The organism is Cupriavidus sp. FW306-01-F10A (assembly GCF_058782785.1).
On the sequence record NZ_JBYSYA010000009.1, the window covers coordinates 203,807 to 229,642 of the forward strand.

The window sequence follows — 25,836 nt, forward strand, 5'->3', positions numbered from 1 at the left end:
CTTTTGAAAGCATCGTAGTCAGCGCCGGCCCGAAACGCTTCGTCCGAGCAGACTAAGGGGTATCCCGCAGCAGCGCCGGATCGAAAGTGGCGTCGGATCGACAGGAGGGGATGGTGGACAGGGACGGATGCTGCGGCACATCGGGCCCTTGATACAGCCGGGCCAGCGCCGCGGCACAGCCGGACAGGCCAGACGGCGCCAGGTGCATGGCGTGCGCGCTCAGCAGGCCCCACAGGTGCGCCACCAGCAGGCTGGCCAGGCCGGGGGCCGGCAGCAGGTCTGCAAAGGTCGCGCGCAGGGTCTCGACGCCCGCCAGCACGCGGGCGCGCAGCGGGCAAAGCTCGCAGTCGTCGCCGCACTTGTGCTGCAGCAGCGCCGCCAGCAGGCTGACATGGCGCGCCAGGTCATCGCCATGGAGCAAGGCGGCCAGCGCCTGCTCCAGCGCGCCTGGTCCGCTGCCGGCGCGGCCCTGCGCCAGCGGCGCGAGGCGGGCGGCGAAGTCGGCTTCGGCGCACGACAGCAGCGCGCCGAGCAGCTCGGTGCGGGAATGGAAATGCCCGTAGACCGCCCCGCGCGTCATGCCGATGGCGCGGGCCACATCGTCCACGGTGACGCAATGCAGGCCGCGGTGCCGGATCAGTTGCAGCGCGCTGGCCAGGATGCGCGTCCGCGTGACGGCGGCATCCTCGCGGGTGTGGCGGGCCATGGGCGCGGCGGGCCTACAGGAAATGCACGTCGTCCGGCCCCCAGTGGGCGCGCATGCTGCGGATGCGGCCATCTGCGCCGAACGTCATGATGTCGGTCACGTCGATGCGGGCCGGCCGCCCTTCCAGGCGGGCGTGCACGGCAAAGGTCAGCGCGGCGGCGTCGCCGTGCGAGCCGCGCGGCGGCGCCACCACCTCCAGGCGCGCGCCCAGCGCGGTAGTGTGCTGGTAGAAGGCCAGGATGGCCGGCTTGCCGGCGATCGGCTGCGCGCCGACCGGGTCTTCGACGGTGGCATCGTCGGCGTAGAGCGCGGCAACGCCCTGCGCGTCACCGGCATTGAAGCGCTCGGCATAGGCGAGCAGCGTGGCTTTCATTGCGGCGCTATCGGGCATGGGGATTCTCCTTGTCTGGTGGTTCTAGCGTGCGGTGTAGCCGCCGTCGATCACCAGCTCGGCGCCGGTGACATAGCGCCCGGCGTCGGACACCAGGTACAGGATGCCCGCGGCGATGTCGCGCGGCTGGCCCACCTTGCCCGCGGGGGTCTGCCCGCCCAGGTAGTCGAACAGCGCCTCGCCCTGCCCCGAGGCCTGGGCCACGTGCTCGAGCATCGGCGTGCGGATATAGCCGGGATGGATCGAGTTTGCGCGAATCCCCTTGCCGGCATAGAGCATGGCATCGGTCTTGGCCATCATCCGCACCGCGGCCTTGGATGCGTGATAAGGCGGCACGTCCGGCCCGCCGGCGATGCCGTACATCGACGACACGTTGACAATGGCGCCGCCGCCGGCGCGCTCCATGTGACCGATGGCGTGCTTGGTGCACAGGAAGGTGCCGGTGACGTTCACGGCCATGACCTGCTGCCATTGCTCAAGCGCGAGCTCATGGGTCGGCGCATTGGGCCCTTCGATGCCGGCGTTGTTCACCAGGATGCCGAGGCCGCCGAAGCGCGCCGCGATCTCCGCGAACACGCGCTTCACGTCGCTTTCGCTCGTGACGTCGAGCTTCCAGAACGCGGCCTCGCCGCCTTCGGCGCAGATCGCTTCCGCGGTGGCCTTGCCGTCGGCTTCCAGCACGTCTAGTACCGCGACCTTCGCGCCGGCCGCCGCCAGCACGCGGGCGGTTTCCGCGCCGATGCCGCGCGCGGCACCGGTGATGGTGGCAACCTTGCCGCGCAGGTCGAACAGGCTATACGGGTATTCCATGATGTCTCCTGGGTCTTCTTGTGTGGACGTGCGAGCCAATTATGCCGCCCCGCCCTGGGCGGTATCCGCCAGGAAGCCGAGACATTCACGGTTGAAATAAGCGGCGTGCTCGACCATCACCCAGTGGCCGCAGCGGTTGATCATGACGAAGCGCGCGTCGGCGCAGCCGGCCAGGAATTTGGTGGCGCCCGAGGCGGGATTGAACTGGTCCTCCGTGCCCCAGAAGCCAAGCACCGGGCAGCGGATCTCGCCCAGCCGCTCGGTCAGGTTGGGCACCTTCATGGTGGCCAGCACCTCGCGCGGCTGCTCGCGGCACACCGCCATGCGCTCATCGACCAGCGCGTCGGTGACCAGGCTGGCGTCGTGCACCAGCAGTTGCAGCAGCTGCCGCATGGTGTCCGGGTTCATGTGGCCGCCGGTAAACAGCGACACCATGCGCTGGATGCCCTCCATCTGGAAATAGGTTTCCCGCTCTTCCACGCCGCCGGGCGCCATCATCACCAGGCGGCTGACATGCTCCGGGAAGTCCAGCGCGTACTTCAGCGCGATGGCGCCGCCAAGCGAATTGCCCACCAGCACGCAGCGCGGCAGCTCCAGTGCCAGCAACTGCTCACGCAGCGCGCCGACGAAGAAGTCCAGGGTGTACTCGACATCGTCCGGCTTGGACGACAGGCCATACCCCGGCAGGTCCACCACCACGGTGCGAAGGCCCGCCTCGGCGAAGGCCGGCGCGTTGTGGCGGAAGTTGCTGTGCCCGCTCGCGCCCGGCCCGCTGCCGTGGATAAACACCACCGGCTCGCCGCTGCCGGAGTCCAGGCAGTGCAGGCGCAGGCCCGTTGACGTGGTGACGAAGCGCCCGACCGGCAGGTTCGGGTGTGGGGACAAAGGCGTGTGCTGTGACGTAGCGGACATGAGGGCGTCTCCCGTGGTTTGCCCAGCATATTGCGCAGCGCCGCCAGCGCGGGCATCGTTCATTCGGACTACGATCCGGACGGCCACTTCTCCTACGATGGGCGCTCCATGCATCAAGGGGGACCCATGACAGGATTCGACTACACCGGCCAGACCGTGCTGGTCACGGGCGGCATGCGCGGCATCGGCCGCGCCATCAGTGAGGCCTTCCTGCGCGCCGGCGCGCAGGTCTTCGTATGCGGCCGCACCGCGCCCGCCGACGACAGCGAAGTGCCGGCCGCGGATGGCCGCAGCGCCCGCTTCATCCCGGCGGACATCCGCGACATCGAACAGGTCGATGCCATGCTGGCGCAGATCGCGCAGGCCAGCCCGACGCTCGACGTGGTCATCCACAACGCCGGCGGCTCGCCGTTCGCGCTGGTTGCGGAGGCCTCGCCACGGCTGCTGGAATCGGTGATCCGGCTCAACCTGGTAGCGCCGCTGCAGCTCGCGCAGCGCGCCAATGCACGCATGCAGCAACAGGCCGGCGGCGGCACGCAGCTGTTCGTCGGCAGCGTCAGCGCGCTGCGTCCTTCGCCCGGCACGGCGGCCTATGGCGCCGCCAAGGCCGGCATCCTCAATGCGGTGCGCACGCTCGCGGTGGAATGGGCGCCCAAGGTGCGCGTTGCCGCGGTCAGCCCGGGCGTGGTGCTGACCGAGACCTCGCAGCAGCAGCACTACGGCGACCCCGAGGCATTGCGCACCATGGCCGCTACGGTGCCGCTGGGCCGGCTCGCGCATCCGGACGACATCGCCGGCGCGTGCCTGTTCCTGGCATCGCCGCAGGCGTCGTACGTGTCGGGCGCCAATCTCGTGATCGACGGTGGCGGCGAGCGCCCGGCCTTTCTCGACGCGGCCTCGGTCAATCGCGGCTGAGCGGCCCGCCTGTAGGGAAACCGCCTAGTCCGTTCTGCCGATTTGTGCATGGCTGGCCCTCTCTACGCTTGCGACCAGGCGAGCGCCATTCGAAGTGCCAGGCAACGAACCAACACCGACACCACGGGGAGACCACCATGCACCATCCACAACTCGGCCCACTGAAACGCCGCAGCCGGCTGCGGCCAATCGCTGCCGCGGCGGCACTGGCCGCGCTGCTTGCAACGCCAGCGAGGGCCGGCGACACCATCGACCTTGGCCACGACACCACGCTCGACTACAGCGTCACCGCCTCCTACGGCGCGGCGGTGCGCACCGGCCACCAGAGCAACACGCTGCTGAGCCCCGCCAACATCAACGGCGACGATGGCAACCGCAACTTCAAGCGCGGCGACATGATCGCCAACCGCGTCTCGCTGTTGGGTGAAGCGCATCTCAAGCACGACGTCTTCGGCGCGCTGGTGCGCGGCAGCGTGTTCCAGGACTGGGCCTACAGCGGCACCAACTCGAACAACGCGCCGTTCACGGTCAACCATAGCGGCCCGTTCAACCAGTTCACCAACTCGGCGCAGGACTATCACGAGCACCGCGCGCAACTGCTCGATGCCTATGTCTATGGCGCGGCGCCGATCGGCAGCACGCAGCTGAGCTTCAAGCTGGGCAACCAGGTGGTCGCCTGGGGCGAGAGCCTGTTCTTCGCCAATATCGCCGGCGCGCAAGGGCCTGCCGATGCCACCAAGGCTTTCGTGCCGGGCGCCGAGGTCAAGGACATCCTGCTGCCGGTGCCGCAGGCGTCGCTGCAGCTGCAGGTCACGCCGGCATTCAGCGTGATGGGCTATTACCAGTTCACCTACAAGCCGAACCAGATCTTCGCACCGGGCAGCTATTTCAGCTCCACCGACGTGGTCGGCCCGGGCGCGGAGTTCATCATCGGGCCCGGCTTCAACATCCCGCGCGGCCCGGATATCCGCCCCTCGGACTGGGGGCAATGGGGCGTGGGCGCGCGCTTCCGCGTATTTGACAGCACCGAGATCGGGCTGTACCAGCTGCGCTATCACGACAAGAACCCGAGCGTGGTCACCTCGCTCTTTCCCACGCTGCAGTACCAGCAGAAGTTCTACGGCGGCATCAACCTGACCGGCGCCAGCTTCTCCACGCAGGTGCTGGGCGCCAACGTCGCCGGTGAAGTCAGCTACAAGGACGGCGTGCCGATGCTGGTGGACGTGGCCGGCTCGCCCACCGCGACGCGCGGCAAGGCGCTGCAGGGCCAGCTCTCCGCGATCTACTCGGTGGGCCCGACCTTCCTGGCCGACTCGCAGACGCTGCTGGGCGAAGTCGCCTACCTGCACGTGCTGGACGTGGACCCGGTGATGGGCTTCAGCAAGCTGTCGAACACCCGCAACTCGGCGGCGTTCCAGGTGGGCTGGTCGTTGACCTACAACAATGTGTTCGATGGCTGGGACATGAGTGTGCCACTCACCTACGCTCAGCAGTTCAGCGGCCAGTCGGCGGTGGCCGGCGCCTTCGGCACGCTGATGGGCTATGGCGACAAGCGCGCCAGCGTGGGGCTGACCTTCAAGTACCTGAACAACCTGGAGCTCAGCCTGACCTACGCCGCGTTCATCGGCGGGCCCAACATCGCCAACCGTCCGCTGGCTGACCGCGACTACGTGGCCTTCAACGCCAAGTACTCGTTCTGACCTTTGTCCTGACCCGAACTGCCGCGGCGCGCTGCCGCCGCGGCAGCGCGGCCCGACCCTCCCCTGCCATGAACGCCGACCTGATCACCACGCTCAGCAATGAACTCCACCATGCGCTGGTCACGCGCGCGCCGGTGCCGCCGCTCAGCGGCCGCGGACTGGGGCTCGACGTCCACGCTGCCTATCGCATCCAGCAAGGCTTTATCGCCCACCGGCTGGCGGCCGGCGACCGCGTCACCGGCAAGAAGATCGGCGTGACCAGCGCGGCCGTGCAGCAGATGCTGGACGTGCACCAGCCAGACTTCGGCATCCTGCTGCAGAGCATGCAGTACGCCGCCGGGCAGCCCATCTCCACCGATACCCTGATCCAGCCGCGCGCCGAGGGCGAGATTGCCTTCTTCCTGCGGCGCGACCTGCGCGGCCCGGGCGTGACGCGCGCCGATGTGCTCGACGCCACCGAAGCGGTGGCGGCCTGCTTCGAGATCGTGGATTCGCGCATCCGGGACTGGCGCATCCGCATCGAGGACACCGTCGCCGACAACGCGTCTTGCGGCGTCTATGTGCTCGGCGCGGAACGCGTCAGCCCGCACGCGCTGGACCTGGGCGCATGCGCGATGACGCTTGAGAAAAACGGCGAGTGCGTGGCCACTGGGCTTGGCAGCGCCGCGCTGGGGCATCCCGCCGACGCGGTGGCGTGGCTGGCCAACACCCTGGGCAGCTTCGGCATTCCGCTGCTGGCCGGCGAGACCATCCTGTCGGGTTCGCTGGCGGCGCTGATTCCGGTGCAGGCGGGCGACCGGCTGTCCATGCATATCACCGGCATCGGCGGCTGCAGCGCCGTGTTCCGCTGACTTCCACGACTTTCCTGACTTCCTGACTTTGCCAAGCGAGACCCCATGAACAAGATCCGATGTGCCCTGATCGGGCCCGGCAATATCGGCACCGACCTGCTCTACAAGCTGCGCCGCAGCGACATCCTGGAACCGGTCTGGATGGTCGGCGTGGAGCCGTCATCCGAAGGCCTGGCGCGCGCGCGCGAGCTGGGGCTGAAGACCACCAGCGACGGCATCGACGGCCTGCTGCCGCACCTGGAGGCCGACGATATCCGCATCGCCTTCGATGCCACCTCCGCCTACGCCCACGCCGAGCACTCGGCCAAGCTGACCGCGCGCGGCGTGCGCGTGATCGACCTGACGCCGGCGGCGATCGGGCCGTTCTGCGTGCCGCCGGTCAACCTGGACGCCCATATCGGCAGCAACGAGATGAACGTCAACATGGTCACGTGCGGCGGGCAGGCCACCATCCCCATGGTGTATGCGGTTTCGCGCGTGCAGCCGGTGGCCTATGGCGAGATCGTGGCAACGGTGTCGTCGCGCTCGGTCGGGCCCGGCACGCGCCGCAATATCGACGAGTTCACGCGCACCACGGCGGGCGCGATCGAAGCCGTGGGCGGCGCGCGCCAGGGCAAGGCCATCATCGTGATCAACCCGGCCGAGCCGCCGCTGATCATGCGCGACACCATCCACTGCCTGACCGACGATGCGCCCGACGTTGCCGCGATTACCGCCTCGGTGCACGACATGATTGCCGAAGTGCGCAAGTACGTGCCCGGCTACACGCTGAAGAACGGCCCCGTGTTCGACGGCAAGCGCGTGTCGATCTTCCTGGAGGTCGAGGGCCTGGGCGACTACCTGCCCAAGTATGCCGGCAACCTGGACATCATGACCGCCTCGGCGGCCCGCACCGCCGAGTGCATCGCCGCCGCCATGCGCGCCGGCAGCGCGCAAGAAACCGCCAACGCCTGAGGAGCCAGCCATGGTCCAACGCATCACCCTGCACGACATGACCCTGCGCGACGGCATGCACCCGAAGCGCCACCAGATCTCGCTGGAACAGATGAAAGGCATTGCCCGCGGGCTGGACGCCGCCGGCGTGCCGCTGATCGAGGTCACCCACGGCGATGGCCTGGGCGGCGCCTCGGTCAACTACGGCTTCCCCGCGCACAGCGACGAGGAATACCTGCGCGCGGTGCTGGGCGAACTGAAGCAGGCGCGCGTCTCCGCGCTGCTGCTGCCCGGCATCGGCACCGTCGACCACCTGCGCATGGCGCATGAGATCGGCGTGCATACCATCCGCGTCGCCACCCACTGCACCGAGGCCGATGTCTCGGAGCAGCATATCGGCATGGCGCGCAAGCTGGGCATGGATACCGTGGGCTTCCTGATGATGGCGCACATGGCACCGGTGCAGACGCTGGTGCAGCAGGCGCTGCTGATGGAAAGCTATGGTGCCAACTGCCTGTATATCACCGACTCGGCCGGGCACATGCTGCCGCACGACGTCACCGAGAAGCTGGGCGCCGTGCGGCAGGCGCTGCGCCCCGAGACCGAGCTGGGCTTCCACGGCCACCACAACCTTGCCATGGGCGTGGCCAATTCGCTCGCCGCGATCGCCTGCGGCGCCAGCCGCATCGACGCCGCCGCCGCCGGGCTGGGCGCCGGTGCCGGCAATACGCCGATGGAAGTGCTGGTGGCCGTGTGCGAGCGCATGGGCATCGAGACCGGCGTCGACGTCTACCGCATCGCCGACGTGGCCGAAGACCTGGTGGTGCCGATCATGGACCACCCCATCCGCATCGACCGCGACGCGCTCACGCTGGGCTATGCCGGCGTGTACTCGTCCTTCCTGCTGTTCGCCAAGCGCGCCGAGGCCAAGTACCGCATCCCCGCGCGCGAGATCCTGGTCGAGCTCGGCCGGCAGCGGCTGGTGGGCGGGCAGGAGGACATGATCGAGGATACGGCGATCACGCTGGCGCGCGAACGGGGCCTGCTGGTGCCGTGACGCTGTCGCCCCGGCTTCGATCAAGCCCGGCGGCGCCGCTGCGCGGCCGTGCATGGCTTTCATCACGCACCAGAGAATGGAGACAGGTTCCCATGCTTCGACTTCCCACCCGCCTGCGGCTCGCTACCCTCGGTATCGCGGCCGCGGCACTCGCCGCCGCGGCCAGCCCCGCGCACGCGCTCAATATCCTGCTGACCAATGACGACGGCTGCGCCGCACCTGGCATCACCGCGGTCCGCAAGGCCCTGCAGGACGCCGGCCACCGCGTCATCACGGTCGGGCCGGCCAGCAACCAGAGCGGCTCGGGCGCTGCCTATGCCGTGCCCGACGGGCGCACCCGGCTGGTGGTCGATCCGCTCGCCGGCAGCGCCGACACCTTCTGCGTGCACCGGGTCAAGACCACCTTCGTCGCAGGCGGCGCGCTCAATGCCACCAACCCGGACTACCTGGGCAGCGGCTCGCCGGTTGACGCCACCGCCATGGGCCTGAAGATCGTCGGGCCGGAAAGCAGCTTCACGCCGGACCTGGTCGTCTCCGGGGCCAATTTCGGCGAGAACCTGTCGGACTCCATTCCGCACTCGGGCACGGTGATGAACGTGCTGTTCGCCGCGCGCCGCGGCGTGCCCGGCATCGCGCTGAGCGTTGGCGTGGACTTTACCGAAGCACGCACCGGCTTCGGCAGCACCGTGGCCGCGTTCCCCAAGGCCGGGGCCTTCCTGGCCCGCGTGATTGCCAGCCTGGAAGCCACGCGCGCAGCCGGCCAGCCATTGCTGCCGGTGGCCCACCCGCTGAGCATCAACTACCCGATCGCTGCCGGCGGAACCCCTGCCGGCGTGCGCCTGACCACGCCTGGCACGGTGGATTCCTTTACCACCGCCTACAAGCGCAATGCCGACAACACGGTATCGATCGACGTGGGCGCGCCGGAGACCGAAGCGGCAGCGCTGGCGCGGATCGCGGAGACGCCGGCCTTCCTGGCCAAGTTCATCACGATCTCGGCGCTTGACGTCGACTTCCGCCCGACGCCGCTGGCGCGCGGCCTGTTCAACCGCTCGCGCCGCGAGCTGGCCACCCTGGCACCTTAGGCGGAGCAACCATGGGCAAGGACCTTAGATCCTGGCGCCACCTCGTGCTCGCATGCGGGGTCGCGGCGGTCGCAGCATGCGGGGATGGCCATGCGCCGGAAGTGAGCGGCACGGCTGCCGTCGGCGCCGCGCTGGCAGGCGCCACCGTGCAGTTGCGCGATGCGCAAGGGCAAGTGCGCAACGCAACCACCGATGCCAAGGGCGCATTCCGCCTGGCCGAGGTGCCGGGCGGCGCGCTGATGGTGCGCTGCGAGGGCGGGCTTGCGCAGGGCGAGCCGAACCGCCTGCGGCTGCATGGCCTGGTGCTGGGCGGGCGCACCGTGAACTGCTCACCGCTGACCGAGCTGGCCTTGTGGAAGCTGTTTGGCGGGCCGCCGGAACAGGCGTTCGACAGTTTCGGGCAGGCGCGCGCCAGGGACCTGTCCGCCGACGCCATGGCCGAAGCGGAAGCCGCGGTGCTGGCCGCGCTGGCGGCAGGCGCCGGGGTCGATATCGACCCCGCTGCCTTACCCCGGCGCTGGCATGACACGCCGCTGGAGGCCGGCAATGCCAGCGATCCCCATGACGCCGCGCTGGATGCGCTGCGCGACGCGATTGCCGACCAGGCTTCCATGGGCTTCATGGGCGAGATGGTGGTGCGCGGCGTGTGCGCGGCCGACGGAACCTGCGGGTGAGTCGGTTGCCGCTGCGCCGCCAACAGGCAGCCTGAAGCGGCCGGTTTGCCAACCGCAAACGCCGCCCCCTTGCCAGGGGGCGGCGTTTCTGCTTTTTATATCACCCCTGAATCTTTTTTTAGACCCGGAGGAAATGTGGCTCGCGCGGTGCTTTTCGGGCATATGGGCAAGTGGACCGGCCTGCCGTCGCTGCGCGTGACGGTGGCGCCGGTGTCCGCCATCGACGGCCATCTGGGTGCGGGTCTCGGCCTTCCCCGGCCTGATGGCGATCGCCGGGCTGATGGCGGGGCTGGTGGTGGCGCTGTCGCTGTTCTGGACGCCCGGCAAGCTGGCGGCACGGCGCAACGGGAGCTGACATGCGGCGCACGCTGACGGGCCTGACCCGATGGCTGCTCGCCGGTACGCTGGCCTGTGCCTCGCTGGCCGCCACGGCTGCCGGCGCCCCGGCCTGCAAGTGGGCGGACTGGGATGCCTTCAGGCGAACCCTGCTGAGCGCCGACGGCCGCGTGATCGATGCCAGCACCGAGAACCAGGCCACGGTGTCTGAAGGCCAGGCCTACGGCCTGTTCTTTGCCCTCGCGGCCAATGACCGCGCCAGCTTCGACAAGCTGCTTGCCTGGACCGAGAACAACCTCGCCCAGGGCGACCTGATCGCGCACCTGCCGGCCTGGATCTGGGGACGGCTGCCGCCGGAGCAGGCCAAATCGGCAGGCAAGGCCGCGGACAGCTGGGGCGTGATCGATGCCAACCCGGCCTCGGACGCCGACCTGTGGCTCGCCTACACCCTGCTGGAAGCCGGCCGGCTCTGGCAGGAGCGGCGCTTCACCGCGCTCGGCACGCTGATGGCCCGGCGCATCCTGCGCGAGGAAACGGCGGTGCTGCCGAGCCTGGGCCGCACCGTGTTGCCCGGCGCGCAGGGGTTCAAGCTGAGCGAGCGCCGCTGGCGCCTGAACCCAAGCTATGTGCCGATGCAGGTCATGCGCCGGCTGGCCACGCTGCTGCCCGATGAACCGGCCTGGCAGCAACTGGTGGCCAGTTCGGCCAGGCTGATGCTGGACACCGCACCGCGCGGCTTCGCGCCGGACTGGGTGGAATACCAGACCGGGCGTGGCTTCCTGCCCGATGCGCAAACGCACGCCGAAAGCGCCTACAACGCGATCCGCGTCTACCTGTGGGCCGGCATGCTGGCCAGCGACGAGCCCCAGCGCGCCGCGCTGCTGCGCACCTTCACACCGCTGGCGGACTACGTGGCGGCCAAGGGCTTCCCGCCCGAACGCGTCGATACGCAGACCGGCCAGCCCGGCCCCAACGCAGGCAACGGCGGTTTCTCCGCCGCGGTGGCGCCCTTCCTGGCCGCGCTCGGCCGCGCCGGCCAGGCCAGCGCGCAAGCGCGCCGCACGCGCGAACTGGCGCAGCGCGAGCCGCCCGGCTACTACACGCAGGTGCTGACGCTGTTCGGCCTGGGCTACCTCGACGGCCAGTTCCGCTTCGCGCGCGACGGCGCGCTCGTCCCCGCATGGGAGACCGGATGCCCCGCTCGCTGACAGGCGCTAGCGAAGAAGGCGCACGAAGGCTGAGGCTGGCATGGCTGTCAAGATAGCCTGCGAGGCGCCGTAATCGCTAGAATGCGCGTTAATGCGCGGCAGTGCGCGTTGGTCTGATTCCGGAGCCGGCATGGAACCCCTCTCTTTTGAATTCGTCACCGTTGAGGAAGCAAAGAAGGTACTGGACGGTGCGCCGCCATTGCAAGCCGAGCCCGACTGGAGCGGCGTGCGGCGAGCGCCGTCGCCGGAAGATACCTTGCTTTCAGATGTCGCCATGCGGTGGCTGGCGTCGCTGCCTGCGGAGGCGCGCCCCGTGGAGCTATGCCGCCGCTATGCGCGCATCGGCAACCAGCTGGCTGCGCTTGCAGCCAACCCGGCGGCTCTGCATGCTTTCCTGGTTGAGCTGCTGATCGATAAGCGGGGTGGGCGGCAGGGGTTTCCGGATGGGATTGCGTTTGAATTGTCGCGGTTGCATGAATATGTGGTGCGGCAATTGCCTGGGTCTGGGGAGCAGGGGTGGCCTGAGTTGGCGGATTGAGGTGGGCTGGGGGTTGTACGCCGTGCGTTCGCTTGTCGCCCTTGGCGGGCATGGCTTTATTGGCTTGGTGCCAATACGGTTGCTTGTCGCGCTTGGCGGGCGTGGCTGTTTCGCCGGCGTAGCCGGCGAGTCACTTTCTGTCCGAGCGACAGAAAGTAACCAAAGAACGCGTCGCCTTAGCGGCTGGCAATAAATTACGCGGCGTAGGTCATATGGGCGGCGGTGCTTGCCGTTTGAATGTGGTCGCGGTTCGACCCTGCTAACGCCATGTGAGTGTGGGACAGTGCCTGCGATAACCAGCTTTTGAACGATCCCCAAGTCGGGCGGTGGCCCGTGCTCTCGAGCGATATCGCATCAACGCCTTCGGCTGCGCTTCGCGCAAGCACCCAATGACCGTCGGCGCATTTTGAGCCTGCGCAGCAGCCGTAAGCGTCCCCGCGATGCGGCTGACAGTGGCCCGCGCTCTCCAGCGATCTCGCATCAACGCCTTCGGCTGCGCTCCGCGCAAGCGCGCATCGACCGTCAGCGCATTTTGAGCCTGCGCAGCAGCCGTAGGCGTCCCCGCGATGCGGCTGGCAGTGGCCCGCGCTCTCCAGCGATCTCGCATCAACGCCTTCGGCTGCGCTCCGCGCAAGCACCCAATGACCGTCAGCGCATTTTGAGCCCGCGCAGCAGCCGTAGGCGTCCCCGCGATGCCGTTTGCAGCAGGCGGCCTACGCCCTGCATGGGGATCGTTCAATAGTGGGTTAACGCAGGCATTGTCCCTGACTCACATGGCGTAGCAGGGTCGAACGGGCAACCACGCCAGAACAGCAAGCACCACCGTACGAACCACCAGCGCCGTGAAATTTATTGCCAGCCGCATAGGCGACGCGTTTTTTGGTTACTTTTTGGCGCTCGGCCAAAAAGTGACTCGCCGGCTACGCCGGCGAAACAGCCACGCCCGCCAAGGGCGACAAGCGACCGTATGCCCCCTTAAACCGTCGCCCCAGTCCCCAAAATCGCCGTAGCCTGACTAGACAACGTCCCCCCATTCCCATGCACCACGGCAACCTCGGCATCCCTCACCTGCCGCTCCCCACATTCCCCACGCAACTGCCGCACCGCTTCAATGGTAATGAACATCCCGTACATCCCAGGATGCACGCATGACAAGCCACCGCCATTGGTGTTCACCGGCAACCGCCCGCCCGGCGCAATGCCGCCACCGCTGACAAACTGACCGCCCTCCCCCTTGGCGCAGAACCCCAGGTCCTCCAGGAACAGCAGCGTATTGATGGTGAAAGCATCATAGAGCTCAGCCACGTCGACATCCGACGGCTTGAGCCCCGCCATGGCGAAGGCGCGCTCGCCGGATTCCTTGGCGGCCGTGACGGTCAGGTCCGGCATGCACGAGATCTGGCGGTGCCACGTGGCCGCGGCATTGCCCAGCACATAGACCGGCGGCCTGGCCAAATCCCTGGCGCGGTCCGCACGCACCATCACATAGGCGCCGGCACCATCGGTGACCAGGCAGCAGTCACGTACTGACAGCGGGTCCGACACCATGCGCGCATTGAGCACATCATCGATGCTGAGCGGGTCCCGCATCATCGCTTCCGGATTCAGCTGCGCCCACTTGCGCGCGGCCACGGCGACCTCGGCCAGGTGCTCGCGCGTGGTGCCGTACTGGTGCATATGGCGCGCCGCGGCGAGTGCATATGACGTGATCGGCTGCAGCGGGCTGTACGGGTGCTCATACGGCTGCGGGTCCAGCACCGCGCGCACCTTGGAGATGCCGGCGCGGCCAACCGTGGAGGTGCGCTGGTTGCTGCCGTAGCAGACCAGCACCGCATCGCACTGGCCCGATTCGAGCGCCATCATCGCCGGCAGCATGTGCGAGACAAAGCTGGAGCCGCCGATCATGGTGCTGTCGACAAACTTGGGCTTGATGCCAAGGTACTCGGCCACCGGCATCACCCACATGCTGGCGCCGACGCTGGCGGTGGCGATGCCGTCGATGTCGCGCATCGACAGGCCCGCATCCCTGACGGCGGCCTTGGCGGCCTCCACCAGGATTTCCATTTCAGTCTTGCCGTGGGCCTCGCCCAGGCCCGCCTGGCCGACCCCGACGATGGCGACGCTGCCACGCAAATTGGACAAACTCATGGCCTCAGCCCTCCACCGGATCGAACACGACGAGAGCGGCCTCGCCTTCCTTGCCCTGCGCCACGCGCGCCTGCACACGCATGCCGATGCGCACGCTGGCGGGCGCAATGCCTTCCACACGGCTCATCATGCGCACGCCCTCATCCAGGTCGACCAGCACCACGTTGTAGTCGCCGCCGGCATCCGGCTTGCGGCGGATCACGCTGGTGGAGTAGACCGTGCCGGTACCCTTGGGCTCGACCCAGGCGAGCGTGTCGCCGCCGCAGTGCGGGCAGATATTGCGCGGGAAAAACACGTGGCGCTTGCAGTCCTGGCAATGCTGGATGCGGAACTGGCCAGCGGCGAGCTGGTCCGCATAAGCCTTGTCCGGACCCACCGCCGCTTCTTGTTGGGGCATGGAGTCTCCTTCACTTTTGATGGTGCCGCCATGGGCCTTCCATGGCACGGCAATGAGCTTGCCGCAGTCTGTGCATTGCAACAATTCACATCTGCCGAAGGCTGGATTTTTGAATGCGGAAAGCGCCGCGCTCAGATCACCAGTTCGATCACAAACGGCCCCTTGCGCGCATTGGCCATGCGGAACAGGTCGGCAAAACCTTCCATGTCGCTGGCCTGCGCGCCCTCCACGCCCATGCCGTTGGCCAGCTTGACCCAGTCCAGGTCGGGATTGCCGATGTCCAGCATGTCCAGGGCGGTCTTGCCCGGGTTGGCGCCCACGCCTGCGAGCTCGCCCAGCAGGATGGCGTACTTGCGGTTGGCCAGCAGCACCACGGTGACGTCGAGTTGCTCGCGCGCCATGGTCCACAGCGACTGCAGCGTGTACATGGCCGAGCCATCGGCCTGCAGTGCCACCACGCGCCGGTCTGGCGCCGCCACCGCCGCGCCCACGGCCAGCGGCAGGCCTTCGCCGATGGCGCCGCCGGTCAGCTGCAGCCAGTCGTGCGGGGCCGCATGGACCGTGCCCGGATAGAAGGCGCGGCCGAAGCTGATGCTCTCTTCCACCACGATCGCCTGTTCGGGCAGCAAGGCGGTCAGCGTACGTGCCACCGCCTCGGACGTGACCGCGCCGCGGGCGGGCTCAACGGATGCGGGCGCTACGGCAGCCGGCAGCGGTGCATTGCGTGCACCCACCTCGTCGGCCAGGCGGGCCAGCGCTTCGGCAAGGTCTTCCTCCGGGCGTGCCAGCACGTGGATCACGGCATCTTCCGGATACGGGCGCGGCGACTTGCCCGGGTAGGCAAAGAACGTCACCGGCGCCGGTGCGCCGACCAGGATCACGTTGCGGATGCCGGCCAGCTTGTCGCGCGCGACGTCGCCCGAATATGGCACGCGGTCCACCGCCAGGCGGCCGCTGCCGCGCGACACGCGCGCATTGGACATGGGCGAGATCAGGCGGGCGCCGGTGGCCGCGGCAATGCGGTGCGCATCGGCCAGCGGCGCCTCGCGCAGCGCGCTGCCCCCCAGCACCACCAGCGTGGGCTGGCCCGAGCGCAGCACGCGCGCGGCCTGCTGCACGGCGTCGGGCGAGACCTTGGGCACCGCCAGCGGCGGCAGCGGCGCGGCCACCACGCCGCCCGCATCCCAGCACACATCGGAAGGCAGGATCAGGCTGGCGACCCCGCCCGGCGCGGCGCATGCGGCCTGCACCGCGGACGAGGCATCGGCGCCGACGGACGCAGCCTGCGTGGCCGTGCGCGTCCACACCGAGACCGGACGGGCCCAGCCTTCGGTATCCGCGGTCAGCGGTGCGTCCAGCGGCCGGTGGTAGGTGGCCTGGTCGCCGATGATGTTGACCACCGGCGTCTGCGCGCGGCGCGCGTTGTGCAGGTTGGCCAGGCCGTTGGCCAGCCCCGGGCCGCAATGCAGCAGCGTGGCGGCGGGCTTGCCGGCCATGCGCGCATAGCCATCGGCCGCGCCGGTGACCACGCCTTCGAACAGGCCCAGCACGCAGCGCATGCCCGGGATGCGGTCCAGCGCCGCGACGAAGTGCATCTCGCTGGTGCCCGGGTTGGCAAAGCAGGTGTCCACGCCGTTGGCGAGCAGGGTCTTGACCAGGCTCTCGGCGCCGTTCATCGGTTGGGTAGTTTCCATGTCTCGGGTTCCGCTCAGGTTCTGGGTCAGCAGGTTGGCATTGGTTGCACTGGGGGCGTCAGGCCGGGCGGCCGCGCCGCCAGCAGGTCGAAATCCAGGCAGACAAACTCGGTCGGGAATTCGATGCGTGCGTAGTAGACGATCAGTTCGCCGCGCTCGCCCGGGACACAGGCAAAGCGGCGCAGCTCAGCCACCGGCGCGCCCACGGCAAGCGCCAGCGCGGCGGCGGATTCGGCCCCGGCCGCGACGATCGACAGGCGCTGGCGCGCGGTGCTGACCGACAGGCCGGGGAAGCGGTCCAGCACCGGCACCGAGGCGCCCTGGCGGAAGGCCTCGGGCTCGCGCGCAAAGACGCCGGCCTCGATATAGACCTCGCCCACCGCGAACGGCCGCCCTTCCAGCCGGTGCAGCCGGCGCAGGAAGTGGTATTCGGCGGCGCGCTCACCGGGGCACGGCATGCCGAGATCGGCGGGCAGCGGCACGTTGCCGGCGGATTCGACCATCGCTTCGGTGTCCAGTTGCGCGCCCACCGCCACCGCCTCGTCCCAGCTGGTCGACAGCGACACCTGCCGCCGCGCCTGGCACGGCGCCTTGACGAAGGTGCCGCGCCCGCGCGAGCGCGCCACCAGCCCTTCTTCATCGAGCATCGACAAGGCATGGTGCATGGTCATGCGCGCCACGCCGTACTGGCGGCACAGCTCTTCCAGCGACGGGATGCGCTCACCCTCGCGCCAGGCGCCGCTTTCGATCTGGCGGCGGAAGATGGTGGCCAGCTGCAGGTAGACCGGCTGGCGGCTGCGCGCGAGGAGTTCGCTGGACGTGGTGTCTGCCATGCGGCGGGAGGTCGGGAAACGCCGGTGAATGTCGGGGAAAAGGGCGATGCGAGGGCCGCCCGGAGTCGTCCTGGCCGGACGACTATATAAAAGTCTATAAACCTAGACTACTCGGGTTAACGCCGATCCATGCCGCTCCGGTATTGCCAGGCCCGGGCGTGCATTCCGGGGCTTTTGTTGCCCGTGCGTCACGCGCCGGAACGTGCCGCAACCCCCACTTCAGCGCCCACCTTGCCACTGCCCAAGCGGACAGAATGCCACCATGCCCAACCTTCCCGGGGGCAGGCGTGGCTGCCGCTTGCAGCCATCTCAAGGAGTCAACTTATGTTGATGCGAGACGTGATCCCCCAAATCCTGAACCGCGGCGCGGCCCAACTGGCGCCCGACGCGTTCGAGACCGCTTCGCACAAGACCTTCCACCATGCGATCGACATCTATCTCAAGGATTCCAATGCCTTTATGAACACCTACTTCGCCCGCTATTTCGAGTGGCAGGGCATTTGCCGGGAGCGGTGGTTCCATGAATGCATCCACGACAACCTGCTGGCCGCCGGCGGCGTCTTCGTGACCAAGCGCGCGCACCAGGAGTATGTCGAGGAGACGTTCCCGTTCCAGCGCGTGGATTGCTACCTGAACACCTTCCAGGTGCGGCAGTGCTCGGCCTACCTGCTGTTCCGCTTCTGCGTGGGGGGCAAGCCGGTGTCGCTGGGCTACCAGCAGATCGTCTTCGCCGACCGGCAAAAGCGCATCACGCGCTTTCCGGCGGGCATCATCGAACGGGTCAGGGAATATGAACTGGCGCTGCCGGCACTGGCCAGCTGAGCCAGGCGCGGCTGACCCCGCGCGGGTCTGAATCCGGCACCGCCGGCCGTGGCTCAGCCGGCGGTGCTGGTGCGCAGCCGGCTGTCGGCCATGGCGGTGAAGCGCGGCAGGCTGAGGGTAAAGGTGGTATGCACGGCCGGCACCGACTCGCACTCAATGCGCCCGCCGAAGGTCTCGATCACGCGCCGGCAGAAGGCCAGACCGAGGCCGGCACCGGTGCCATGCGCCTTGGTGGAGAAGAACGGATCGAAGATGCGCGGCATGACGTCGGCCGCAATGCCCGGGCCGGTGTCGCGAAAGCGGATCACGTGGTACTGGCCCTCGGTCGCGCCGGTGATGTCGATGTGGCCGCCGCCGGCCGCGCGGATCGCATGCAGCGCGTTCTTCAGCAGATTGAACAGCACGTAGACCAGCAGCGTGTCGGAGCCGACAAAGCGCCAGCCCGCGTCGATGCCGCGCACCTGCACGCAGCCGCGCTCCTCGCCCTGGAACGGGTAGCGCTCCAGCGCCGCATGCACGCAGTCGGCAATGCCGTGCGGGGCAAAGCTGCTGCGGTCCAGCCGCTCCAGCGTGACCGAGGCCAGCGCCATGTCGATCACGGTGCTGGTGCCATCGACTTCCCGCGTGATGGCGCCGACCAGGCTCGACACGCGCTCAAGCTGGCCGGGCCGCATGCGGTCCTCGCACAGCCCCTGCTGGACCGCCAGCCGGTAGCCGTGCAGCACCTGCGGCCAGGTGCGCGCCAGCTCCTGCGCCTGCATGCGGATGGTCGCCAGCGGCGTGCGCACCTCGTGCGCCACGGTGGCGGCCAGCGAATACGGATGCATCAGGTCGTAGCGCACCACGCTGACCGCCAGGATGCCCAGGCTTGCCGCCACGAACACCACGCCCGGCGGATAGAACGCTGCGCCGTAGTTGACGGCGTAGTCCACCGCCGCCAGCGAATAGAGCGCCACCGCCACCAGGCACAGCTTGTAGCGCTTGCGGCGTTCGGCTGTCGCATTGCGCCGCGCCGCCACCAGCAGCCAGGCGCTGCGCAGCGCCACCAGCACCGTCTGCACCAGGTGCAGCGGATGCAGCGGGCCGGCCCTGGGATAGTCGCCGAAGAAATAGCTGTAGTAGCCGGAGACTACCTGGTCGGTGGTCAGCAGCAGCACCGCCAGCACCAGGCTCAGTCCGTACGAGGCCAGCAGCAGCGGCCGCTCGCGGCGGCTCTCGGTGACTTCGGCGATGAAGTGGTAGAACGTGGTCGGCAGGAACAGGATGAAGAGGTAGCCGAGCCGGGCCAGCACCAGCGCCACATCGGGATGCGAGGACTGGAACAGGAACACCCACGTGCCCTGCCAGGCGAAGGTGGTCACGCACAGCAGGAAGAACGAAGTGGAGACGCGCGTCACGCCCTTGGTCACCAGTACATAGAGGCCGTAACCGAGGAAGATCGACGAGACGAAGGCGGGCAAGGCTGCGTACATGCGGAGCGCGAAGGCAAGCCGGGCGGATGGCAGGGTCGGCGACGCGACATGTTATGCCCTGCGCGGGTGGCGCGTGCATCATTCGGTTGCATTCAGAGCTAATCCGCGCTTAATGCTGTGCGATACGCGCCGGCGCCCCCCTCGTTCCGGGGGTGCCGGGGTATCGAGCACGCGCGGCACGCAAACAGCAAGGCGGGACGCCCGCTGGCGTCCCGCCTTGCCTTGCTGCCACGCACTGCTTACCAGCGCGTGTCCCGTTCCCACTCCTTCATTTCTTCCTCGGCGCGCTCCTTGGTGTAGCCATAGCGCTCCTGGATGCGGCCGGCAAGCTGGTCACGCTTGCCGTTGATCTGCGCGATGTCGTCGTCGGTCAGCTTGCCCCACTTCTCCTTGATCTTGCCCTTCGCTTGTTCCCATTTGCCTTCGATCTGGTCCCAGTTCATCTCGTGCTCCTTCATCCGATGGCAAGGGGGCGCCATCGGAGGCGTCCCCTTGCGGGTGGTGCGGTGCGTGGCCCGCCAATGCTGGCGGGATGCCGCGAAGGCTTACTTGCCGTACTTGGCCTTCACATCGGCCTGGCACTTGTCCTTGGCATCGCCCGACATCGCGTCGCAGCGTTCCTTGTCGGCCTTGTAGGCGGCGTCGGTGGCGTCCTTCTTCGCGTCGGCGCGGGTTTCGGCCACGTCGGCACTGGTGCCGGTCGCCGCGGCCTTGTCGACCTTGGCAGCCATCAGTGCCTTTTCATGGGCGGCCTTGGCGTCCTTCTTGCAGACGTCCTTGTCGTTGCCCTTCTTGTCGTCGCACATTTCCTTGGCTACGTCATAGTCGCGGTCAGCCTTGGTCTTCTCGGCCTTGGCGGTCGCCTTCTGCGTGCCGTCGCGGCGGGCTTCGGCCTGGGCCTTGGCCACATCGCGGTCGCGCTTGGCCTCGGCCTTGCAGACGTCCTTGGCGTTGTCCTTCATGCCATTGCACTTGGCGGAGGCAGCCTTGTAGTCCGCATCAGCCTGCTTCACCGCGGCGTCATAGTCTGCCCTTGCCCCGGTTGCAGCCGTTCCGGACGTGGTTGTTGGTGCGGTCATCTGCGCCAGCGCAAATCCCGCCGGTGCGGCAACCATCATCGAACACACTGCTGCGGTCAGCCATTTCTTCAACATGTCGATCTCCTTTCCGGGTGATTGCGTAAAGGTACGCATGAGAGGCCGGCGGCTATGCTGCTGGCCATGCCGTAAGTACAGAGTAGGCCCGGGGGGGTATGGGAAGCAGGCGTCCGGTTCCGAAAGGCGCGTCAGACTATTCCGACATTGCAATGCGGGCGAGGCACGCGGCGGGGCATGCACCTGGTTGCTGAGGGGGGATGGTGCGGTCAGCGCGTCATGTGTGCGACGGCGGGCGAGCATGCGTGCCGCAGAACAAGGCGCCCCTCTCCCGCTGCGCGGGAGAGGGGCGCAAATTGCCAGTCAAGCAGGGCGGCCGTCAGCCCAGAATCGACGGCGTCAACCGGTTCTCGTCAGGCGCTTCGCCCTCTTCGTCCGGCCAGTTGCGCCCCACCATCCATTCATACAAGGTGGGCAGCACGATCAGCGTCAGCATGGTGGCGGTGATCAGCCCGCCGATGATGACGATGGCCAGCGGGCGCTGCGTCTCCGAGCCGATGGCGCGCGAGATCGCCATCGGGAACAAACCCAGCATGGCCAGCAGCGCGGTCATCAGCACCGTGCGCAGCCGGTCCATCGAGCCGGTCAGCACCGCCTGGCGCACCGGCATGCCTTCATCGCGCAGCTGGTTGAAGTAAGTCACCATGACCACGCCATTGAGCACCGCCTGTCCAAACAGTGCGATAAAGCCGATCGCCGCCGACACCGACAGCGGGATGCCGGTCAGGAACAGCGCGAACACGCCGCCGATCAGCGCGAACGGGATGTTCGAGATGATCAGCGTGGCGCTCTTGAACGACTTGAACGCATTGAACAGCAGCAGGAAGATCACCAGCACCGACAGCGGCACCACGATCGAGAGCCGCGCCATGGCGCGCTCCTGGTTCTCGAACTCGCCCGACCAGCTGATCTTGACGTCGTCGGCCTTGACGTTTTTCGCCACCAGCTTCTGCATGTCCTTGACCACGCTGCCCATGTCGCGGTCGCGGATAAAGATGCCGATCGAGGTGGTGCGCTGGCCGTTCTCGCGGCTGATGTTCATCGCGCCGGATGCCGCGCGGAAGGTCACCAGCTGCGACAGCGGCACCTGCGCGCCGTCCGCGGTCTGCATGAAGATATTGGGCAGGTTCGGCAGCGCGCGCTCCGACGGCTTCAGGCGCACGGCCACGCTGAAGTGCTTCTCGCCCTCCCACAGCTCGGTCGCGGCCTTGCCGGCCAGCGCGGTTTCCATCAGGTCCTGCACGTCGGCCACGTTGATGCCGTAGCGCGCGGCCTGGGCCCGGTCGAACTCCAGCACGTACTGCGGCAGTTCGCCGTCACGGTCGATAAAGGCGCGCATCACGCCCTTGACCGTCTGCACGTTGGCCAGGATCTGGTCGGCCACCTTCTTGTTCTGCTCCAGGCTGTCGCTCTGCACCTTGATCACGATCTGGCCCTTGATCTGCGAGATGCTCTCCAGGATGTTGTCGCGCACCGGCTGCGAGAAATTGGGCTCGATGCCGGGGAGCTGGCGCAGGTTCTTGTCGATCTCGCCGATGATGGCGCGCTTGTTGAAGCCGTCGCGCCATTGCTTCTCGGGCTTCAGGTCGACCAGGATCTCGACGGTGTTGATCAGCTTGGGATCGGTGCCGTCGTCGGGGCGGCCGACCTTGGAGATGGTGGTATTGACCTCCGGGGTCTTGCGGATCACGCTGCGCAGCAGCCGCGCCTGGTCGCGCGCCTCGTCGGTCGAGACCGATGCCGGCAGGTCGAAGCTGACCCACATCGAGCCTTCGTCCAGCTCGGGCAGGAACTCGCTGCCGAGGAACTTGCCCACGCCCACGGTCACTACCAGCAGGCCCAGCGCCGAGCCTACCACCAGTTTCTTGTGGTCCAGCGCCCAAGCCAGCATCGGCTCATAGAGCCGCTTGCAGTGGCGCACGATGAAGTTGTCGTCGTGCGCGATGTTCTTGGTGAGCAGCAGGTGGCACAGCAGCGGCACCAGCGTCAGCGAGAGGATCAGGGAGCCGATCAGCGCGCCCGTGACCGTGTAGGCCATCGGCGCGAAGATCTTGCCCTCGTGCCGCTGCAGCGTGAAGATCGGGATGTGCGCCGCAATGATGATGACCATCGAGAACACGGTCGGACGGCCCACTTCCGTGGTGGCCTGCAGGATCGCATGCAGGCGCGCCTTGCTGTCCTTGATCTGCTGCGCCTTGAGCTCGCCCAGCCGCTTGAAGATGTTCTCGACCACGATCACCGCGCCGTCGACGATGATACCGAAGTCCATCGCGCCCAGAGACAACAGGTTGGCCGGAATGCCCACCCAGGTCAGGCCGATGAAGGTCGACAACAGCGCCAGCGGGATGATCAGCGCCACGATTGCCGCGGCGCGCACGTTGGCCAGGAACAGGTACAGCACCGCCATCACCAGCAGCGCGCCCTCGACCAGGTTGCCGAACACCGTGTGCAGGGTCTTGTCGATCAGCGTGGAGCGGTCGTAGTACGGCACGATCTTCACGCCCTTGGGCAGGATCTGGTCGTCCAGCAGGTCGATCCTCTTCTTCAGCGCCTCCAGCACCAGCGACGGGTTCTCGCCCTTGCGCATCACCACGATGCCCGAGACGATGTCGTCCTCGTCGTCCTGGCCCATCAGGCCTTGCGGCGGCGCGCTGCCGACCCTCACGTCGGCGATGTCCTTGACCAGGATCGGGGTGCCCTGGTTCTCGGCCACCACCACGTTGGCGATATCGGCCGAGGTGCGGAAGCTGCCCAGCGAGCGCAGCAGGAACTGCTGCCGGCCGTGCGCCACGGCGCCGCCGCCGGCATTGGCGTTGGCGCGCTGCAGCGCAGTGAACAGCTGCGACAGCGAGATCTTGGCATCGCGCATGCGCGCCAGGTTGGGATTGACCTCGTACTGCTTGATGGTGCCGCCGATGGTGACCAGGTCGGCCACGCCTGGCACCTGGCGCAGGTTTTTCTCCACCACCCAGTCCTGCAGCGTGCGCAGCTCTTGCGCGGTATAGCCCTTGCCAGTCAGGCGGAAGCGGTAGATCTCGCCGATCGCGGTGGACAGCGGCGCCAGGTCCGGATGCACGCCGTCGGGCAGGTCCACGCTGCGCAGGCGCTCCAGGATCTGCTGGCGCGCGGTCACGTCGGTGGCCTTGTCGTTGAAGGTCACCATCATGAACGACAGGCCGAACTGCGTATGCGAGAACACCCGCACCGCGTTGGGCGTTCCGGCCAGCGCGGTTTCAATGGGGATGGTCACCTGGCGCTCCACCTCTTCGGCGGCGCGGCCCGGGTACAGCGTGATGACGTTGACCTGGATGTCGGAGACATCCGGGAAAGCTTCGATCGGCAGGTTCTTGAATGCAGCCAGGCCGCCCCCGACGAAGATAAGCAGGCCCAGCCAGACAAAGAGCTTCTGGTGCAGGGCAAAGCTGACGATGCGCGAAATCATGTGGCGGCCGTCCTCACTTCTTCTCGGACGCACGCGCCGCGTTCACGGCAGTGGCATCGCGCAGGATGTCCTGCAGGTAGAGGTTGCCGTCGGTGATCACGGTCTCGCCGTCCTTCACGCCTTCAAGCAGCTCGGTGGTGCCGGGCAGCGTCACGCCCACGCGCACCAGGCGGCGCTCGAAGGTATTGGCGGCGGTGCGCACGAACACATAGTTGCGGTTGTCGGCCAGGAACACGGCCTTGGACGGCACGGCGATGCCCTTGAACGACGCGGCCGGCAGCTTCGCGGTGACGAACATCTCCGCCTTCAGGCGGCGCTCCGGGTTGGGCACGTTCAGCCGCACCTTGATGCTGCGCGCGGTGGGATCGACATAGTCGGCGATCTTGACCACGGTGCCGGAGAAGGTCTCGCCGGGCCAGGCAGCGGTGGTGAGCTGCACGTCCACGCCCGGCTTGAACAGGCTCAGGTCGGCCTCGCCCGCATCGACCTGTGCCCACAGCGTGGTCGGATCGGTCACGAGGAACAACGGCGCGGCGGGCGGCTGGTCGGGGCGCAGCTCCATGCCGAGGTTGATGTTGCGCTCGACCACCAGGCCGTCGATCGGGCTGCGCAGCGCAAAGCGCTGGTTTACGATGCCTGAGGCGGCCGCGCCGTACTGGGCCAGCGCCGCCTGGGTGCGCTGCAGGTCCGCCGCGGCGCGCGCGGCGTCGGCCTGCGCCTGCTCCAGCTCCTTCTGCGCGATGATGCCGGCGCCGTACAGCTCGCGCTGCCGTGCCAGCGCCTTGGCCGCGACCGCGCTGTCGGCGGCGGCCTTGCGCGCATCGGCCTGGGCCACGCCGAAATCGGGCGAGGTCAGGCTGGCCAGCGGCTGGCCCGCTTTCACGGTGGCACCGGGCTGCACCAGGATCTCGGTGACGCGGCCGGCAAACGGCGTCGACACGCGCACGGTCTTGTCCTCGTTCCACACCAGCCGGCCGGGCAGGCTCAGCATGCGCTCGCCGCCGGTCCTGGCGGATTCGCCGGCGATGCCCGGCAGCGTCTTCACGCTGGCCGGGAACTGGATGGTATTGCCGCTGACCTTGGGATCGTCATCGGCCTTGGGCGCTTCAGACTTGCCGCAGGCGGCCAGCGCCAGCGCGCACAGGGACAGGGCAGCAAGCCGTGCGGGCAGGCCGGCGGGGAAATGGACGGAAGACATGCGGCGGGACATGCGTGACAGGAGGGAGTGCATTGGATTCGCTGGGACTGCGGTTCAGGGACGCGAGCTCGTCGCAATGCCGGTCGTGGAGGTCTGCAGCGCCGCGCGGTAGGCCGACAGGGCCTTGGCGTAATCGCCCTGGGCGCTGACGGCATCGAGCCGGGTCTGGCGCAGCGCGCGGCGGGCATCGAGCAGGTCGAGCACGCCGGTGGCGCCCTTGCCGTAGGCAAACTCGGCGCTGCCGGCCACGCTTTCGGCGGCGGGCAGCACGTCGTCGCGCATCTGCCGCAGTGACTGGCGCGCGGCTTCGAGCTGGCTGCGCAGCCGTTCCATCTCATTGCCGGCTTCCAGCAGCACGCGGTTGCGGTCGTCCAGCGCGGCGTAGTAGTCCACCTCGGCGCGGCGGGCCTCGCCGCCGTTGCTGTGGCGCACGTACAGCGGGATCGTCAGGAACACGCCGTAGCTGTTGCCGCTGCCGTTGGTATTGGTGGCCGAGACCGGATAGTGCTCGGCCTGCGCGCCGACGGTCACGTCGGGCACGCGGCCGGCGCGCGCCAGGT

24 protein-coding genes are annotated in these 25,836 nt (G+C 68.0%); 10 read left to right on the forward strand and 14 right to left on the reverse strand.

Annotation, left to right across the window (positions count from 1 at the left end):
* Positions 1–52: 52 nt before the first annotated feature.
* Genes AC3WLF_RS15850 through AC3WLF_RS15865 form a run of 4 tightly spaced genes read right to left on the reverse strand, consistent with a single transcriptional unit; the run spans position 53 to position 2,819 of the window.
* On the reverse strand, positions 53–706 hold the full coding sequence (locus tag AC3WLF_RS15850) for a TetR/AcrR family transcriptional regulator (protein ID WP_492356669.1): 654 nt from the start codon (positions 704–706) through the stop codon (positions 53–55).
* A gap of 13 nt (positions 707–719) precedes the next feature.
* Positions 720–1,097 (reverse strand): nuclear transport factor 2 family protein, encoded by a 378-nt coding sequence (locus tag AC3WLF_RS15855; protein WP_492320722.1) that lies wholly within the window; start codon positions 1,095–1,097, stop codon positions 720–722.
* A 24-nt stretch (positions 1,098–1,121) separates the two neighbouring features.
* Entirely contained in the window at positions 1,122–1,907 is a 786-nt protein-coding gene (locus AC3WLF_RS15860) for an SDR family NAD(P)-dependent oxidoreductase (protein WP_492356668.1), read from the reverse strand.
* Positions 1,908–1,946: 39 nt separating this feature from the next.
* The gene (locus AC3WLF_RS15865; RefSeq protein WP_492356667.1) at positions 1,947–2,819 is read right to left on the reverse strand and encodes an alpha/beta fold hydrolase; all 873 of its coding nucleotides are present in this window, start codon (positions 2,817–2,819) and stop codon (positions 1,947–1,949) included.
* A 126-nt stretch (positions 2,820–2,945) separates the two neighbouring features.
* On the opposite strand from AC3WLF_RS15865, the gene AC3WLF_RS15870 reads away from it, so the two are divergent.
* The 9 genes from AC3WLF_RS15870 to AC3WLF_RS15910 all read left to right on the forward strand — a co-directional run bounded on the left by AC3WLF_RS15870 (position 2,946) and on the right by AC3WLF_RS15910 (position 12,116).
* Positions 2,946–3,734: an SDR family oxidoreductase gene (locus AC3WLF_RS15870; protein ID WP_492320719.1), complete on the forward strand. Its 789-nt coding sequence runs from the start codon at positions 2,946–2,948 to the stop codon at positions 3,732–3,734.
* Positions 3,735–3,871: 137 nt separating this feature from the next.
* Positions 3,872–5,434, forward strand: a complete 1,563-nt coding sequence (locus AC3WLF_RS15875) for a DUF1302 domain-containing protein (protein ID WP_492356666.1) — start codon at positions 3,872–3,874, stop codon at positions 5,432–5,434.
* A gap of 68 nt (positions 5,435–5,502) precedes the next feature.
* Positions 5,503–6,285 (forward strand): 2-oxopent-4-enoate hydratase, encoded by a 783-nt coding sequence (gene dmpE / locus AC3WLF_RS15880; protein WP_492320717.1) that lies wholly within the window; start codon positions 5,503–5,505, stop codon positions 6,283–6,285.
* 45 nt (positions 6,286–6,330) lie between these two features.
* Positions 6,331–7,239: an acetaldehyde dehydrogenase (acetylating) gene (locus AC3WLF_RS15885; RefSeq protein ID WP_492353225.1), complete on the forward strand. Its 909-nt coding sequence runs from the start codon at positions 6,331–6,333 to the stop codon at positions 7,237–7,239.
* A gap of 10 nt (positions 7,240–7,249) precedes the next feature.
* Positions 7,250–8,275 (forward strand): 4-hydroxy-2-oxovalerate aldolase, encoded by a 1,026-nt coding sequence (dmpG, locus tag AC3WLF_RS15890; RefSeq protein WP_035823796.1) that lies wholly within the window; start codon positions 7,250–7,252, stop codon positions 8,273–8,275.
* A gap of 92 nt (positions 8,276–8,367) precedes the next feature.
* Entirely contained in the window at positions 8,368–9,360 is a 993-nt protein-coding gene (surE, locus tag AC3WLF_RS15895; RefSeq protein ID WP_492320715.1) for a 5'/3'-nucleotidase SurE, read from the forward strand.
* An 11-nt stretch (positions 9,361–9,371) separates the two neighbouring features.
* A complete protein-coding gene (locus tag AC3WLF_RS15900) occupies positions 9,372–10,034 on the forward strand; it encodes a hypothetical protein (protein ID WP_492320714.1) in 663 nt (220 codons plus the stop codon).
* A 356-nt stretch (positions 10,035–10,390) separates the two neighbouring features.
* Positions 10,391–11,578 (forward strand): cellulose synthase complex periplasmic endoglucanase BcsZ, encoded by a 1,188-nt coding sequence (bcsZ, locus tag AC3WLF_RS15905; protein ID WP_492358487.1) that lies wholly within the window; start codon positions 10,391–10,393, stop codon positions 11,576–11,578.
* Positions 11,579–11,708: 130 nt separating this feature from the next.
* Positions 11,709–12,116 (forward strand): hypothetical protein, encoded by a 408-nt coding sequence (locus AC3WLF_RS15910; RefSeq protein WP_492358488.1) that lies wholly within the window; start codon positions 11,709–11,711, stop codon positions 12,114–12,116.
* Between the two features lie 975 nt (positions 12,117–13,091).
* Here AC3WLF_RS15910 and AC3WLF_RS15915 read toward each other — a convergent pair.
* From AC3WLF_RS15915 to AC3WLF_RS15930, 4 genes are all read right to left on the reverse strand, one after another.
* The gene (locus tag AC3WLF_RS15915; protein WP_492358489.1) at positions 13,092–14,264 is read right to left on the reverse strand and encodes a thiolase family protein; all 1,173 of its coding nucleotides are present in this window, start codon (positions 14,262–14,264) and stop codon (positions 13,092–13,094) included.
* 4 nt (positions 14,265–14,268) lie between these two features.
* A complete protein-coding gene (locus AC3WLF_RS15920; RefSeq protein WP_051591783.1) occupies positions 14,269–14,661 on the reverse strand; it encodes a Zn-ribbon domain-containing OB-fold protein in 393 nt (130 codons plus the stop codon).
* A gap of 131 nt (positions 14,662–14,792) precedes the next feature.
* Positions 14,793–16,337, reverse strand: a complete 1,545-nt coding sequence (locus AC3WLF_RS15925) for an acetolactate synthase large subunit (protein ID WP_492356700.1) — start codon at positions 16,335–16,337, stop codon at positions 14,793–14,795.
* Positions 16,338–16,381: 44 nt separating this feature from the next.
* The gene (locus AC3WLF_RS15930; protein WP_492320711.1) at positions 16,382–17,188 is read right to left on the reverse strand and encodes a GntR family transcriptional regulator; all 807 of its coding nucleotides are present in this window, start codon (positions 17,186–17,188) and stop codon (positions 16,382–16,384) included.
* Between the two features lie 324 nt (positions 17,189–17,512).
* Here AC3WLF_RS15930 and AC3WLF_RS15935 point away from each other — a divergent pair, with 324 nt between their 5' ends.
* The gene (locus AC3WLF_RS15935) at positions 17,513–18,010 is read left to right on the forward strand and encodes an acyl-CoA thioesterase (RefSeq protein WP_010810373.1); all 498 of its coding nucleotides are present in this window, start codon (positions 17,513–17,515) and stop codon (positions 18,008–18,010) included.
* A 53-nt stretch (positions 18,011–18,063) separates the two neighbouring features.
* Here AC3WLF_RS15935 and AC3WLF_RS15940 read toward each other — a convergent pair whose 3' ends face one another.
* From AC3WLF_RS15940 to AC3WLF_RS15965, 6 genes are all read right to left on the reverse strand, one after another.
* Complete coding sequence (locus AC3WLF_RS15940) at positions 18,064–19,482, reverse strand: sensor histidine kinase (RefSeq protein ID WP_492320710.1); 1,419 nt, start codon at positions 19,480–19,482, stop codon at positions 18,064–18,066.
* 239 nt (positions 19,483–19,721) lie between these two features.
* Positions 19,722–19,925, reverse strand: a complete 204-nt coding sequence (locus AC3WLF_RS15945; RefSeq protein ID WP_454750397.1) for a CsbD family protein — start codon at positions 19,923–19,925, stop codon at positions 19,722–19,724.
* Positions 19,926–20,027: 102 nt separating this feature from the next.
* Positions 20,028–20,636, reverse strand: coding sequence for a hypothetical protein (locus AC3WLF_RS15950; RefSeq protein WP_492320709.1), 609 nt, complete (start codon positions 20,634–20,636; stop codon positions 20,028–20,030).
* Positions 20,637–20,955: 319 nt separating this feature from the next.
* Positions 20,956–24,078 carry an efflux RND transporter permease subunit gene (locus AC3WLF_RS15955; protein ID WP_492320708.1) on the reverse strand — a complete coding sequence of 1,041 codons (3,123 nt, stop codon included), beginning with the start codon at positions 24,076–24,078 and terminating at the stop codon, positions 20,956–20,958.
* A 13-nt stretch (positions 24,079–24,091) separates the two neighbouring features.
* The gene (locus AC3WLF_RS15960) at positions 24,092–25,276 is read right to left on the reverse strand and encodes an efflux RND transporter periplasmic adaptor subunit (protein WP_492358490.1); all 1,185 of its coding nucleotides are present in this window, start codon (positions 25,274–25,276) and stop codon (positions 24,092–24,094) included.
* Between the two features lie 54 nt (positions 25,277–25,330).
* Positions 25,331–25,836 (reverse strand): TolC family protein (locus AC3WLF_RS15965; RefSeq protein WP_492358491.1); only part of this gene is annotated, 506 nt, incomplete at its 5' end.